Here is a 14,584-nt window from a genome sequence, read left to right on the forward strand (position 1 = left end):
CCCCTGTGGACAACTCGGGGGGCCGTCGGCGGCGTGCGTTAGGTTCGGGGAGTGAACGCAACCACCGCCGACGCGACCACCCCCGGCCAGGGCCGCATCGTCCTGCTCACCACCAGCCACCGGGTCGCCCCCGGCCTGCTGTCCTGGCCCGCCTGGCAGGCCCTGCGCACCGCCGACCGCGTCCTGTGCGCCGACGGAGCCCACCCGCAGCTGCCGTACCTGCGCGAGGCGGGCGTCCGCGTCGACGAGGCGGCCCCCACCGCCGAGGAGCTGGTGGACGCCTGCGCCGGCGGCCGCACCGCGGTCGTCGTCGCCACCGGCGAAGGCGACCCCGCGCTCACCGACGGTCTGGCCCGCCTCGCCGGCTCCGGCCGCGTCCGCATGCCCGACCTCGAACTGCTCCCCGCCTCCTACGACCTCCCCGGCGCCCGCCTCCTCGACCTCGTCCAGGTCATGGACCGCATCCGCCTCGAATGCCCCTGGTCCTCGCAGCGCACCCACCGGGGCCTGGCCAAGTACGCCATCGAGGAGGCGTACGAACTCGTCGAGGCCATCGAGGACGGCGACCGCGACGAACTGCGCGAAGAACTCGGCGACGTGCTCCTCCAGGTCGTCTTCCACGCCCGCATCGCCGAGGACGACCCCGACGCCCCGTTCTCCGTCGACGACGTGGCCGGCACCATCGTCGACAAGCTCGTCCACCGCCACCCGCACGTCTTCGGCGACGAGAAGGCGGACACCCCCGAGGAGGTCCGCGCCCACTGGCTGCGCACCAAGGCCGCCGAGAAGCAGCGCACCTCCGTCACCGAAGGCGTCCCCCTCGGCCAGCCCGGCCTCGCCCTCGCCGCCAAGCTCGCCTCCCGCGTCCGCACGGCGGGCCTGCCCGTCCCGCTGCCCACCGGCGAGGGCATCGGCTACCAGCTCCTCGCCCTCGCCGCCCGCGCCGAGTCCGAGGGCACCGACCCCGAAGCGGCCCTGAGAGCAGCGGCCCGCACCTACCGCGACGCGATCCGGGCGGTCGAGGGATGACCGGCCTCCCGCCCGCCCCCGGCCCCGCTTCCGGCCCCGCCCCCGAGCTGTTCACCTGGGAGTTCGCGAGCGACCCCTACCCGGCCTACGCCTGGCTGCGCCGGCACGCCCCCGTGCACCGCACCCGGCTGCCCAGCGGAGTGGAGGCCTGGCTGGTCACCCGGTACGCGGACGCGAAGCAGGCCCTCGCCGACCCGCGGCTGTCCAAGAACCCGGCGCACCACGACGAGCCCGCGCACGCCAAGGGCAAGACCGGCATTCCGGGGGAGCGGAAGGCCGAGCTGATGACCCATCTGCTGAACATCGACCCGCCGGACCACACCCGGTTGCGCCGACTGGTCAGCAAGGCGTTCACGCCCCGCCGGGTGGCCGAGTTCGCCCCCCGGGTGCAGGAGCTGGCCGACGGCCTCATCGACCGGTTCGCGGCCACCGGCTCCGCCGACCTGATCCACGACTTCGCCTTCCCGCTGCCCATCTACGCTATCTGCGACCTGCTCGGCGTCCCCCGCGAGGACCAGGACGACTTCCGGGACTGGGCGGGCATGATGATCCGTCACGGAGGCGGCCCGCGAGGCGGCGTCGCGCGGTCGGTGAAGAAGATGCGCGGCTACCTCGCCGACCTCATCCACCGCAAGCGCGCCGCACTGCCGCCCGAGCCCGCCCCCGGCGAGGACCTCATCTCCGGCCTGATCCGCGCCTCCGACCACGGCGAGCACCTCACCGAGAACGAGGCCGCGGCCATGGCCTTCATCCTGCTCTTCGCAGGGTTCGAAACCACGGTGAACCTGATCGGCAACGGCACGTACGCGCTGCTCACCCACCCCGAGCAGCGGGAGCGGCTGCAGACGTCCCTCACCGCCGGCGAGCGCGGCCTGCTGGAGACCGGTGTCGAGGAACTCCTCCGCTACGACGGCCCGGTGGAGCTGGCCACCTGGCGCTTCGCCACCCGGCCGCTGACCATCGGCGGACAGGACGTGGCGGCCGGGGACCCCGTCCTCGTCGTCCTCGCCGCCGCCGACCGGGACCCGGAGCGGTTCACCGACCCGGACACCCTGGACCTCGCCCGGCGCGACAGCCAGCACCTCGGGTACGGCCACGGCATCCACTACTGCCTCGGCGCACCGCTCGCCAGGCTGGAGGGTCAGACGGCGCTGGCCACGCTCCTCACCAGGCTGCCCGACCTCCGCCTCGCCGCGGACCCGGCCGAACTGAGGTGGCGCGGCGGGCTCATCATGCGCGGTCTGCGTACGTTGCCCGTGTCGTTCACACCGCACGCGGCGCCGGCCGACCGCGGTGGATCACCGACGCAAAAGTGACACGCGCTCAACTCTGTGATCTTCACGTGATCTGCGCGGCATGAACTTGTGACTAGTGATGATCTCCCTATACGTTCACGGATCAACGTGGTGTCGAGCGTCATCCGCCGCGTGGGTCCCCGTCGTCTCGTGAAAGGTCGTCGCATGCTCTCCGGGAACGGTCGTCACCGTCGCCCCCGCCAGGCTCCCGCTCTGGTCGTCGCCGCCGGTGTGACCGGCTCCGCCATCGCGATCCCGCTGCTCGGTGCCACCGGCGCCCACGCGGCGGACTCGGCGACCTGGGACCAGGTGGCCGAGTGCGAGACCGGCGGCGCCTGGAGCCAGAACAGCGGCAACGGGTACTACGGCGGCCTGCAGCTGTCCCAGGAGGCCTGGGAGCGGTACGGCGGCCTCGACTACGCCCCGAGCGCCGACGAGGCAAGCCGTTCGCAGCAGATACGGATCGCCGAGAAGGTCCACGCGGACCAGGGCATCGCCGCCTGGCCGACCTGCGGCCTGCTCGCCGGTCTGGGCAACGACTCGGGAGCCGTGGGCGGCGGCTCGGCCGGTGACGGTGCGTCGGAAGGTTCGGACGCGTCGGGCAAGACCGACGGCTCCGGGTCGGCCGGGTCGCCGACGGCCACCGAAACGCCCGATGCATCCGAGTCGTCGGGGTCGTCCCGGTCGACGGGGTCCTCCGACGCCTCCGGGTCCTCAGGGTCTTCAGGGTCCTCCGAGTCGACCGGGAAGTCCGACTCGGGCGATGCGAACGAAGCGCCCCCTTCGTCCCCTTCGCCCTCTTCCTCGCCGGCCGGCACCCCCTCCGAGGCGTCGTCCGGTGACGCGAGTTCGTCCACCAAGTCGGACACTTCCGCCGAATCCGACCCCGACGCCCGTGCCGAACAGCAGGGCGGCGAGGGGGCGTCCGGCTCCGGACGGCACCGCGGCGACAGTGCGGACGAGGATGCGGGCGGCAGGGGCCGCGCGGACGAGACGGCGGGGCGGCACGCCTCGCGCGACGGTGAGCCGCGAGAGGTCGAGGACGGTGCGTACACCGTCCGTTCCGGGGACAGCCTGTGGGCCATCGCCGACTCCCTTGGCGTCGACGGCGGGTGGCACGCGCTGTACGCCGGCAACAAGACGGTCGTCGGTGCCGACCCGGACCACATCCTCCCCGGTCAGACGCTCACGGTCACGGGCGAATCGGTCGAAAAGCAGGGGTAGTTCGCGTCACGGTTGGAGATCATATGTCCCTTTTGGATCTCGTGAGAGATAGGTCTCAGAAGCCGTGATCGTCTTTGAAAATCCGCGGAGCGCGTGTCTACGGTCGTGACCGCTCGCCACCGCGGGCCCCGACAGCCGCAACGCCGAATCCTGCCAGCGGCCGTACGGGAACAGTCGTCGCGTCAAGCGCCGAAGGCAGGAGCGGGGGACCCAAGGTAAGTGCCGCACCGGGGCAGTTGAGCCGGAGCGGCTAGGGGTGGAGCCGAGTTCCGCGAGGAACCCGGCCGGGCAACTCAACCGGCCCGAACCCGACAGCTCACCTCGCAGGCGTCGGTGAGGGGATCAACCATGCTGTTTTCCAGCAAGGGCAAGCACCGTCGTCCGTCCAAGGCCACCCGTGTCATCGCCGTCGCCGGCGTCACCGGTGCCGCCGTCGCCGCCCCGCTGATGGCGGCCGGCAACGCCTCCGCCGCCACCGCGTCCGAGTGGGACGCCGTCGCCCAGTGCGAGGCCGGCGGCAACTGGTCCATCAACACCGGCAACGGTTACTACGGCGGTCTGCAGTTCTCCGCCTCCACCTGGGCCGCCTACGGCGGTACGCAGTACGCCTCCACCGCCGACCAGGCGAGCAAGGCGCAGCAGATCGAGATCGGCGAGAAGGTCCTCGCGGGTCAGGGCAAGGGTGCCTGGCCGGTCTGCGGCACCGGCCTGTCGGGTGCCGCGTACAGCGGTGGCGGCTCGGACAGCGGCTCCGGCAGCTCCGAGGGCTCGCAGAGCCAGAGCGGCGGCTCCACCGCCGAGCGCTCCACCGAGCAGAAGGCCTCGCGCTCCGAGGAGCGCCCGGCCGCCGAGCCGAAGGCCGACAAGCCCGCCGAGAAGAAGACCGTCACCACCCCGACCGGCAAGAAGGTCGAGAAGGGTGACGGCGAGTACAAGGTCGTCAAGGGCGACACCCTCAGCACGATCGCCCACGAGCACGACGTCAAGGGCGGCTGGGCGAAGCTGTTCAAGCTGAACGACGACATCGTCGACGACGCCGACCTCATCTACCCGGGCCAGCAGCTGCACCTGAAGTAAACGGCGGCGGCTCCCGCGACTCCCGCCCCGGTGCGTGTTCCCCCGTACGCACCGGGGCGGGCTTTTTCGCGTCGGGCGCCCGGACGGGAGTCCGCTCCCGTGCCCGGCGCGGACCCGGCCGGTGCCCGCCCGGCGTCGGCCCCCGCGCCCGGCACTGGTTGGGTCCCGGTTTCCGGAAACGTCTTTGTTCCGTTCGGAAACAATTTACTCTCGGTTCTGTCCAGCGGGTGGGCGATCGGCTGGCCGATCGCCCCGGGCCGGTTAGGCTCGGTCCCGCAGAGCCGCCGCGGTCCTGCGGGACCCGCGCGTCACACCGAAGCGTCACATTGAAGAAGGAGATGCTCGTGCCGTCCATCGACGTCGTCGTAGCCCGGGAAATCCTGGACTCCCGAGGCAACCCCACGGTCGAGGTCGAGGTCGGCCTCGACGACGGCAGCACGGGTCGTGCCGCCGTTCCGTCCGGCGCCTCCACCGGTGCCTTCGAGGCCATCGAACTCCGTGACGGCGACCCGGGCCGTTACCTCGGCAAGGGTGTCGAGAAGGCCGTCCTGGCCGTCATCGAGCAGATCGGCCCGGAGCTGGTCGGCTACGACGCCACCGAGCAGCGCCTGATCGACCAGGCCATGTTCGACCTGGACGCCACCGACAACAAGGGCTCGCTCGGCGCCAACGCCATCCTCGGCGTCTCCCTCGCCGTCGCCCACGCCGCCTCCGAGGCGTCGGACCTGCCGCTCTTCCGCTACCTGGGCGGCCCGAACGCGCACCTGCTGCCGGTGCCGATGATGAACATCCTGAACGGCGGCTCGCACGCCGACTCCAACGTGGACATCCAGGAGTTCATGATCGCCCCGATCGGCGCGGAGTCCTTCTCCGAGGCCCTGCGCTGGGGTGCCGAGGTCTACCACACCCTCAAGAAGGTCCTGAAGAACAAGGGCCTGGCCACCGGCCTCGGCGACGAGGGCGGCTTCGCCCCCAACCTCGGCTCCAACCGCGAGGCGCTCGACCTCATCCTGGAGGCGATCAAGGAGGCCGGCTACACCCCCGGCGAGCAGATCGCCCTCGCGCTCGACGTCGCCGCGTCCGAGTTCTACAAGGACGGCTCCTACTCCTTCGAGGGCAAGAACCGCTCCGCCGCCGAGATGACGGAGTACTACGCCGAGCTGGTCGAGGCGTACCCGCTGGTCTCCATCGAGGACCCGCTGTTCGAGGACGACTGGGACGGCTGGAACACCATCACCGCCAAGCTCGGCGACAAGGTCCAGCTCGTCGGCGACGACCTGTTCGTCACCAACCCGGAGCGCCTGGCCCGCGGCATCGAGGAGAACTCGGCCAACGCCCTGCTGGTCAAGGTCAACCAGATCGGTTCGCTGACCGAGACCCTGGACGCCGTGGAGCTGGCCCAGCGCAACGGCTTCAAGTGCATGATGTCCCACCGCTCCGGCGAGACCGAGGACGTCACCATCGCCGACCTGGCCGTCGCCACCAACTGCGGCCAGATCAAGACCGGTGCCCCGGCCCGCTCCGAGCGCGTCGCCAAGTACAACCAGCTGCTGCGCATCGAGGAGATCCTCGACGACGCAGCGGTGTACGCCGGCCGCAGCGCCTTCCCGCGCTTCAAGGGCTGACCGCACCCCGTAAGCCCCGCGAGAGGCAGCGTCGTACGTACGTCCCCGTACTCGGTCCCGTACCGTGTGCGGGGACGTACGCACGTATGACGGACGACGCACGAAGGCTGAGGCGGGGCGACATGGCGGTGAAGGACCGGGACCGTTTCTCCACCGCGACCAGGATCCGGATCATCGGGGAGCAGACCGCGGCCCGGGTCTACCGCTCGCAGACCAAGCGCCAGGCGCGGCGTTCCCGGCTGACCGGCCGGGCCGCGCTGCTCGCCATGGTGCTCTGCTCGCTCGTCGTGGCGCTCGCCTACCCGATCCGGCAGTACGTCGCCCAGCGCGCCGAGATCGCCGATCTCCGGCAGGAGCAGCGGGAGACCCGGCAGCGGGTCGAGGAGCTGCGCGACCTGAAGGCGCGCTGGCAGGACGACGCCTACGCCGAGCAGCAGGTCCGGCTGCGGCTGCACTACGTGATGCCGGGGGAGACGGGGTTCGTCGTCGTCGACCCGGACGCGGCCGAGCAGACCCGCGCCCAGGCCGGCGCCGCCGACCGCCCCTGGTACCGCAACGTGTGGGACGGGGTCGACAAGGCCGACGCCGCCGCCGCCCGCCGGCAGTGAACCGACCGTGCCGGCAGTGACTCAACAGGAAGACCAGCAGAAGACAGCCATGCAGACTCCCCCGCCGACCACCCCGCGCACCGAGCCGACCGACGCGGACGTGGCGGCCTTCAAGCAGCAGCTCGGACGCCCGCCGCGGGGCCTGCGCGCCATCGCGCACCGCTGCCCGTGCGGACAGCCGGACGTCGTGGAGACGGCACCGCGCCTGCCCGACGGCACGCCCTTCCCGACGCTGTACTACCTGACGTGCCCGAGGGCGGCCTCCGCGATCGGCACGCTGGAGGCGAACGGCGTGATGAAGGAGATGACCGAGCGCCTCGCCGCCGACCCGGAGCTGGCCGCCGCCTACCGTGCCGCGCACGAGGACTACGTCCGGCGCCGCGACGAGATCGAGGAGCTGACCGGCTTCCCGAGCGCGGGCGGCATGCCGGACCGTGTGAAGTGCCTGCACGTGCTGGTCGCCCACTCGCTGGCGGCCGGTCCCGGCGTCAACCCGCTGGGCGACGAGGCGATCGCGATGCTGCCCGAGTGGTGGCGCAAGGGGCCGTGCGTGACCCCCGCCGACCCGACCGATCCGGCCGGCCCGACCGACCAGGAGGACGTCCAGTGACCCGTGTCGCCGCCGTCGACTGCGGTACTAACTCCATCCGGCTGCTGGTCGCCGATGCCGACCCGGCCACCGGCGAGCTGACCGACCTGGACCGCCGGATGACCATCGTGCGGCTCGGCCAGGGGGTCGACCGCACCGGCCGGCTGGCGCCCGAGGCGCTGGAGCGGACCTTCGCCGCGTGCCGCGAGTACGCCGGGGTCGTCAAGGAGCACGGCGCCGAGCGGCTGCGCTTCGTGGCCACCTCCGCCTCCCGCGACGCGGAGAACCGGGACGACTTCGTGCGCGGGGTGCTGGACATCCTGGGTGTCGAGCCGGAGGTCATCACCGGCGACCAGGAGGCCGCGTTCTCCTTCACCGGCGCCACCAAGGAGCTGACCGGCCGCGCGGACCTCGACACGCCCTACCTGGTCGTGGACATCGGCGGCGGCTCCACGGAGTTCGTCGTCGGCGACGACCGGGTGCGCGCCGCCCGCTCCGTGGACGTCGGCTGCGTCCGGATGACCGAGCGGCACCTGGTGCACGACGGCGCCGTGACCGACCCGCCCACCGAGGCGCAGGTCGCGGCGATGCGGGCCGACATCGAGGCGGCCCTCGACCTGGCCGAGCGGACGGTGCCGCTGCGCGAGGCGCGCACGCTGGTGGGGCTCGCCGGGTCGGTGACGTCGGTGTCCGCGATCGCGCAGGAGCTGCCCGAGTACGACTCGGCCGCCATCCACCACTCCCGTGTCTCCCACGACCGGGTCCGCGAGATCACCGACTGGCTGCTGCGGTCCTCCCACGCCGAGCGCGCGGCGGTCCCCTCCCTGCACCCGGGCCGGGTCGACGTGATCGCGGCCGGGGCGCTGGTACTGCTGGCGGTCATGGAGCGGACGGGCGCGCAGGAGGTCGTCGTCAGCGAGCACGACATCCTCGACGGCATCGCCTGGTCGCTCGCCTGAAGCACCCGCCCGGGGCGCTCGTGGGGCGTCCGCGGGGCGCCCGGGCGGCGCTCGCGAGGCGCTCGGGCGGGTCCTGCGGCAGCGGTCTGAGCAGGACGGACGACGATTGAGCGGGTTCCGGGGGGCCGCTCGGGCGCGTCGGCGACATCCCGTCGGCAAAGTTCGTGAAGTTCTTCACAAGGAAATCGGGCCCGTCGGGCTGGGAAAGCGCGCTCGCTGACCCTTTTGGGCTTTCAACTGCCCTTTGAACGCGTTCAGGACGGTGTTTCGAGAGGGGTGCGCGGAGCCCCTCCGGAGGGGTGGTTCACCGTCCCGGGTGCGCGGAGGTGCAGCTCACGCGGCATTGACAACGGGGTCCCCTACACGCTGGTTCCTTCGCCCGCCATGATCTCCGTCACTTCGGCGGCGGATGGTAGCACAGCCTCCACCGAACCTTGTGAAGGGGCGCACGAACCACCCCCCTCGGTCGGGTGGATACTCGATGGCATGAGCACCACGGAGCGTCCCAGGATCCTCGTAGTAGGCGGTGGGTACGTAGGCCTGTACGCAGCTCGACGCATCCAGAAGAAGATGCGTTACGGCGAGGCGACCGTCACCGTCGTCGACCCGCGGTCGTACATGACCTACCAGCCCTTCCTCCCCGAAGCCGCCGCCGGCAGCATCTCCCCGCGGCACGTCGTCGTCCCCCTCAGGCGCGTGCTTCCGAAGGCGGAGGTCCTCACCGGCCGGGTCACCACCATCGACCAGGACCGCAAGGTCGCCACGATCGCCCCGCTGGTGGGCGAGGCGTACGAGCTGCCCTTCGACTACCTGGTCATCGCCATGGGCGCGGTCTCCCGCACCTTCCCGATCCCCGGCCTCGCCGAGCAGGGCATCGGCATGAAGGGCATCGAGGAGTCCATCGGCCTGCGCAACCACGTCCTGGAGCAGCTGGACAAGGCCGACTCCACCACCGACGAGGAGATCCGCCGCAAGGCGCTCACCTTCGTCTTCATCGGCGGCGGTTTCGCCGGCGCGGAGACCATCGGTGAGGTCGAGGACATGGCCCGCGACGCGGCCAAGTACTACAACAACGTCTCCCGCGAGGACATGCGCTTCGTCCTCGTGGACGCCGCCGACAAGATCCTCCCCGAGGTCGGCCCCAAGCTCGGCCAGTACGGCAAGGAGCACCTCGAAGGCCGCGGCGTCGAGGTCTACCTGTCCACCTCCATGGACTCCTGCGTCGACGGCCACGTGGTGCTCAAGAACGGCCTCGAGGTCGACTCCAACACCATCGTGTGGACGGCCGGCGTCAAGCCCAACCCGGCGCTGTCCCGCTTCGGTCTGCCGCTGGGCCCGCGCGGTCACGTCGACTGCGCGCCGACCCTCCAGGTGCAGGGCACCGACTACATCTGGGCCGCGGGCGACAACGCCCAGGTGCCGGACCTGGTCGGCCGCAAGGCGGGCAACGAGAACGCCTGGTGCCCGCCGAACGCCCAGCACGCGCTGCGCCAGGCCAAGGTCCTCGGCGACAACGTGATCTCCGGCATGCGGGGCTTCCCGCAGAAGGAGTACAGCCACGCCAACAAGGGCGCGGTCGCGGGCCTCGGCCTGCACAAGGGCGTCGCGATGATCGTCATGGGCAAGATGAAGATCAAGCTCAAGGGCCGTCTCGCCTGGTACATGCACCGCGGCTACCACGGCATGGCGATGCCGACCTGGAACCGCAAGATCCGTGTCTTCGCGGACTGGACGCTCGGCATGTTCCTCAAGCGCGAGGTCGTCTCCCTCGGTGCGATGGAGACGCCGCGCGAGGAGTTCTACGAGGCCGCCAAGCCGGCCCCGAAGCCCGCCGCGGCGCGGCCCGTCGACCAGGGCGTCACGGGCGAGAAGGCCGAGAAGCAGGAGAAGACCGAGGCCAAGGCCTCCTGACTCCCGGCCGCTCGCGGCAGCGGCGGCACGGCAGTCGCAGCAGCACAGTCACAGCATCAGCAGTACCAGCGGTTCCAGCAGTTGTCCGAAGGGGTCGTCCGCCATCCGTGGTGCGGGCGGCCCCTTCGGGCTGTGCGGGAGCCGGGGGCGCGTCGGGCGCGCGCCGCGTGCGCCGCGCCGACGGGGCGGCAATGTTGTTGGTGGGTACAGCTATTTTGCCGAGTCGTAACGCGCGCCGGGGACTGTACGGCGGGTCCTCAGGTGTTTACGTGGTGTCGGACATTCCGGGATCGCTCGTCACGGAGGCACGCCATGGCTGACGCCGCGCTGCGGCTGCAGAACCTCTTCGAACAGTTGCTGGGAGCACCACTCCCGGTGCGCATCCGCGCCTGGGACGGTTCGCAGGCGGGTCCGCCGGGCGCGCCGACCCTCGTCGTCCGCAACCGCAGGGCCCTGCGCCGGCTGCTGTTCAAACCGGGTGAACTGGGCCTGGCCCGCGCCTGGGTGGCCGGCGACGTCGACGTCGACGGCGACCTCTACACCGCCCTCGAACTGATGGCGGGCCTCGTCTGGGAGCGCGGCGACGACGCCCGCACTCTGCTGGAGGCGCTGCGCGACCCCGAGGTACGGGCCGCCGTACGCGGTCTGGTGAAGCTCGCCGGGCCGCCGCTGCCGCCCGCCCCGCCGCCGGAGGAGGTCCGCCGGGCCCGCGGCCACCTGCACACCAAGCGCACCGACAAGCGGGCCATCAGTCACCACTACGACGTCGGCAACGACTTCTACGAACTCGTCCTCGGCCCCTCCATGGTGTACTCCTGCGCCTACTGGTCCGCCCGGCCGGCCGACGGCGGCACCCTGGAGGACGCCCAGCGGGACAAGCTCGAACTCGTCAGCCGCAAGCTGGACCTGAGGCCCGGTCAGCGCCTCCTCGACGTCGGCTGCGGCTGGGGATCCATGGCGATCCACGCGGCCCGCGAGCACGGCGTGAGCGTCGTCGGCGTGACACTGTCCCAGGAACAGGCCGCCTACGCCCGCAAGCGCGTCGCCGACGAGGGGCTCACCGACCGGGTGGAGATCCGGGTCCAGGACTACCGGGACGTCGCGGACGGGCCGTACGACGCCGTCTCCTCCATCGGGATGGCCGAGCACGTCGGCGCCGAGCGCTACCTGGAGTACGCCACTGACCTGCACCAGCTCCTCAAGCCCGGCGGACGGCTGCTGAACCACCAGATCGCCCGCCGTCCGCAGCGTGACGAGTCCGCCTACAACGTGGACGAGTTCATCGACGCCTACGTCTTCCCCGACGGCGAACTGGCTCCCGTCGGCACCACCGTCACGCAGCTGGAGCGCGCCGGCTTCGAGGTGCGCGACGTGGAGTCGATCCGCGAGCACTACGCCCTCACGCTGCGCCGCTGGGTCGCCAACCTGGAGTCCGAGTGGGCGGCGGCCACCCGGCTGGTCAGCCCCGGCCGGGCCCGGGTCTGGCAGCTGTACATGGCGGCCTCCGCGCTGGCCTTCGAGCGCAACCGCATCGGCGTCAACCAGGTCCTCGCCGTGAAGACGCCCGAGACGGGCGCCTCCGGGATGCCGCTGCGGGCCCGCGTGTGGGGCCCGCCCGCTCTGACCTGATCCGCCCACGACCCGAAAGGGCCGGGCACCCCGTGCGGGGAGCCCGGCCCTTTCGGCGTACCGCCTCGCGGCCAGGGGGTGTCGGTCACTCGGCCTTGATCGCGTTCAGCATGTTCAGCCGGGCGGCGTTGCGGGCCGGCCACATCGCGGCCAGGACGCCCACCAGGCCGGCCAGCACCACGAAGATCCCGATCCGGTCCCAGGGCAGGACCAGCGCGTACCCCGGGATCTGGTCGGCGACGGTCTCGCCGATCGCCCAGCCGAGGAACGTGCCGAGACCGATGCCGACCACCGCGCCGAACACCGAGATGACGACGGCCTCCAGGCGGACCATCCGCTTCACCCGGCGCCGGTCCAGACCGATCGCGCGCAGCATGCCGATCTCCTGCTGCCGTTCGAAGACGGACATCGCGAGGGTGTTGACCACGCCCAGCACCGCGATCATCAGGGCCATCGCCAGCAGGCCGTACATGACGTTCAGCAGGGTGTTGATGGCGCCGCCGAACTCGTCGCGGATGTCCTGCCGGTCCATGACGGTGATCGCGGGGTTGTCGCCCAGCGCGTCGACGAGGACCTTCTCGTTCGCCGCGGACTGCCCGCCGTCGGCCTTCACGAAGATCTCCCGGATGGACGGCTTCGCCTCGTGCCGGTCCACGACCTTCCGGTCGACGAGGACGGGGGAGAGGAACTCGCTGTCCTTGTAGACGGCGCCGACCGTCAGCGTGGCCTTCTCGTCGTCGTCGAAGGTGACGGGGACGGTGTCGCCGGTCTTCCAGCCCTTGCTCTTCGCCGTCTTCTCGGCGACCGCGATCCGGCCCTCGGCGAGCGAGTCCGCGCTGCCGTCGACGACGTCGACGGCCAGGACCTTCTGGATGTCCCCCGAGGTGACGGCGGAGGCCGACACGTAGTCGCCGTCGACCCGGAAGTAGGCGGACTGCTGCGGCGAGACCGCGGTCACGCCCTTCGCCTTCTCCAGCGCCGTCAGCGCGGACCGGTCGAGGTCGCCGCCGTTGGCCATCGTGACCATGTAGTCGGCCCTGATGTTGTCCGTGGTCATCTTGTCGATGGCGGCGCCGACCGTCACGCCGAGCACCGACAGGCCGGTCACCAGCGTCAGGCCGATCGCCAGCGCGGAGGCGGTGGCGCCGGTGCGGCGCGGGTTGCGGACCGCGTTCTGGCCGGCCAGCCTGCCCGCCACCCCGAAGGGCCCGACGAGCAGCGGACGGACGAGTGCGATCACGGGCCGGGACAGCAGCGGGATCAGGACGATGACACCGATGAGCGCGAAGAACGCGCCCGCCCCGATGTAGATCCGGCCGTCGTCGCCGCCGGTCGAGGCACCGGCCACGATCGCCACCGCACCGAGGGCGGTGACGGCCGCGCCGATCGAGTTGCGCACGACCAGCGACTTGGTGGTGGCCACCGCGTGGACGCTGTTCATGGCCGCCACCGGCGGGATCTTCGCGGCCCGGCGGCCGGGCAGCCAGGCGGCGAACACCGTGATCAGCACGCCCACCGCGAACGCCGCGACCACCGGCGTGGCGGACAGGACCAGCGGACCGTCCGGCATCTTCATGTCGGCCGCGGCCATGCCGGAGCGCAGTGCGACGGCGAGGCCGACGCCGAGGGCGAAGCCGACGGCCGAGGCGACCAGGCCCACCACCGCGGCCTCGGCGAGCACCGAACGGGTGATCTGCCGGCGGGACGCGCCGACGGCCCGCATCAGGGCGATCTCCTTGGTGCGCTGGGCGACGAGCATCGTGAACGTGTTGGAGATCAGGAAGATCCCGACGAACAGCGCGATGCCCGCGAAGCCGAGCAGGACCTGCTTGAGGTTGCCCAGGCCCTGCTCGATCTGCTCGGCCTGCTCGTCGGCGAGCGCCTTGCCGGTGCGGGCCTCGGCGGTGTCGGGCAGCAGCGGCTCGACCGCGTGCAGGATCCGGGTGTCGTCGGCGCCGGGGGCGGCGGTGACGGTGACCGTCTCGAAGTAGCCCGGCCGGAGGTACTGCTGCTGGGCGACGGCGGTGTCGAAGAGGACCAGGCTGCCGCCGGCGTTGACGGCGCCGTCCTCGGTGGTGAACACCCCGCTGAGGGTGTACTCCCGCACCGGGCCGTTGGTCGCGACGCGCACCCGGTCGCCGACCTCGTACGCGCCCTTGGCCGCGGACTCCTCGTCCAGGGCGACCTGGTCGTCCTTCACCGGGCCCGCGCCGTCGGTGAACGTGTAGGCGGTGTCCTTGCCGTCCTCGCCGGGGGCGAAGTTGGAGCCCTTGTTGGACCAGCCGACGCCGATGAGCTTCCCGTCCGGGTCGGCGACCCCGGCGAAGCCCTCGACCCGGCCGTACACCCCGGCGACGCCGTCCACGGCGGAGATCCGGTCGAGGTCCTTGCCAGAGAGGCCGGGCTCCTCCTTGGGGTTGTCCGGGTCGGCGTGCGAGGTGACGGCGACGGCGACGTCGTAGCTCTTCGCCGACTGGTTGCGGAAGGCGTTCGAGAGGGTGTCGGCGAAGACCAGGGTGCCGGAGACGAACGCCACGCCGAGCATCACGGCGAGCACGGTCATCAACAGCCTGGCCTTGTGCGCGAAGACGTTGCGCAAGGCGGTACGGAACATGGGTCTACTTCGTCCAGACGTACG

General features: G+C 71.5%; 11 protein-coding genes and 1 riboswitch. Of the genes, 10 read left to right on the forward strand and 1 reads right to left on the reverse strand.

Features of this window, described 5'->3' with window-relative positions; translation table 11 throughout:
• The first annotated feature begins 51 nt into the window (after nucleotides 1-51).
• The 10 genes from ACIBCJ_RS22540 (at nucleotide 52) to ACIBCJ_RS22585 (ending at nucleotide 11,946) form a co-directional block, all read left to right on the forward strand.
• Nucleotides 52-1,029, forward strand: a complete 978-nt coding sequence (locus tag ACIBCJ_RS22540; protein ID WP_362502308.1) for a nucleoside triphosphate pyrophosphohydrolase — start codon at nucleotides 52-54, stop codon at nucleotides 1,027-1,029.
• The gene (locus ACIBCJ_RS22545) at nucleotides 1,026-2,345 is read left to right on the forward strand and encodes a cytochrome P450 (RefSeq protein ID WP_362502305.1); all 1,320 of its coding nucleotides are present in this window, start codon (nucleotides 1,026-1,028) and stop codon (nucleotides 2,343-2,345) included. Before ACIBCJ_RS22540 ends, ACIBCJ_RS22545 begins: the two co-directional genes overlap by 4 nt.
• A 144-nt stretch (nucleotides 2,346-2,489) precedes the next feature.
• Nucleotides 2,490-3,548, forward strand: a complete 1,059-nt coding sequence (locus ACIBCJ_RS22550; protein WP_365981486.1) for a transglycosylase family protein — start codon at nucleotides 2,490-2,492, stop codon at nucleotides 3,546-3,548.
• 177 nt (nucleotides 3,549-3,725) lie between these two features.
• A riboswitch (cyclic di-AMP (ydaO/yuaA leader) is annotated at nucleotides 3,726-3,893 on the forward strand.
• A gap of 3 nt (nucleotides 3,894-3,896) precedes the next feature.
• Nucleotides 3,897-4,625: a transglycosylase family protein gene (locus ACIBCJ_RS22555; RefSeq protein ID WP_362502300.1), complete on the forward strand. Its 729-nt coding sequence runs from the start codon at nucleotides 3,897-3,899 to the stop codon at nucleotides 4,623-4,625.
• A gap of 344 nt (nucleotides 4,626-4,969) precedes the next feature.
• Nucleotides 4,970-6,250, forward strand: a complete 1,281-nt coding sequence (gene eno, locus ACIBCJ_RS22560) for a phosphopyruvate hydratase (RefSeq protein WP_133890589.1) — start codon at nucleotides 4,970-4,972, stop codon at nucleotides 6,248-6,250.
• A 122-nt stretch (nucleotides 6,251-6,372) separates the two neighbouring features.
• Complete coding sequence (gene divIC, locus ACIBCJ_RS22565) at nucleotides 6,373-6,858, forward strand: cell division protein DivIC (protein ID WP_362098037.1); 486 nt, start codon at nucleotides 6,373-6,375, stop codon at nucleotides 6,856-6,858.
• Between the two features lie 49 nt (nucleotides 6,859-6,907).
• Nucleotides 6,908-7,468, forward strand: coding sequence for a DUF501 domain-containing protein (locus tag ACIBCJ_RS22570; RefSeq protein WP_365981510.1), 561 nt, complete (start codon nucleotides 6,908-6,910; stop codon nucleotides 7,466-7,468).
• The gene (locus ACIBCJ_RS22575; protein ID WP_362502294.1) at nucleotides 7,465-8,406 is read left to right on the forward strand and encodes a Ppx/GppA phosphatase family protein; all 942 of its coding nucleotides are present in this window, start codon (nucleotides 7,465-7,467) and stop codon (nucleotides 8,404-8,406) included. The genes ACIBCJ_RS22570 and ACIBCJ_RS22575 overlap by 4 nt, the downstream gene beginning before the upstream one ends.
• 486 nt (nucleotides 8,407-8,892) lie before the next feature.
• Nucleotides 8,893-10,317: an NAD(P)/FAD-dependent oxidoreductase gene (locus ACIBCJ_RS22580; RefSeq protein ID WP_362097815.1), complete on the forward strand. Its 1,425-nt coding sequence runs from the start codon at nucleotides 8,893-8,895 to the stop codon at nucleotides 10,315-10,317.
• 312 nt (nucleotides 10,318-10,629) lie between these two features.
• Nucleotides 10,630-11,946 carry a cyclopropane-fatty-acyl-phospholipid synthase family protein gene (locus tag ACIBCJ_RS22585; RefSeq protein ID WP_365981485.1) on the forward strand — a complete coding sequence of 439 codons (1,317 nt, stop codon included), beginning with the start codon at nucleotides 10,630-10,632 and terminating at the stop codon, nucleotides 11,944-11,946.
• Nucleotides 11,947-12,031: 85 nt separating this feature from the next.
• Here the strand turns inward: ACIBCJ_RS22585 and ACIBCJ_RS22590 are convergent, their stop codons facing one another.
• On the reverse strand, nucleotides 12,032-14,560 hold the full coding sequence (locus tag ACIBCJ_RS22590; RefSeq protein WP_365981484.1) for an FtsX-like permease family protein: 2,529 nt from the start codon (nucleotides 14,558-14,560) through the stop codon (nucleotides 12,032-12,034).
• Nucleotides 14,561-14,584: the final 24 nt, after the last annotated feature.

This window comes from Streptomyces sp. NPDC051136, from assembly GCF_044455745.1.
In the GTDB taxonomy this organism is placed as follows: domain Bacteria; phylum Actinomycetota; class Actinomycetes; order Streptomycetales; family Streptomycetaceae; genus Streptomyces.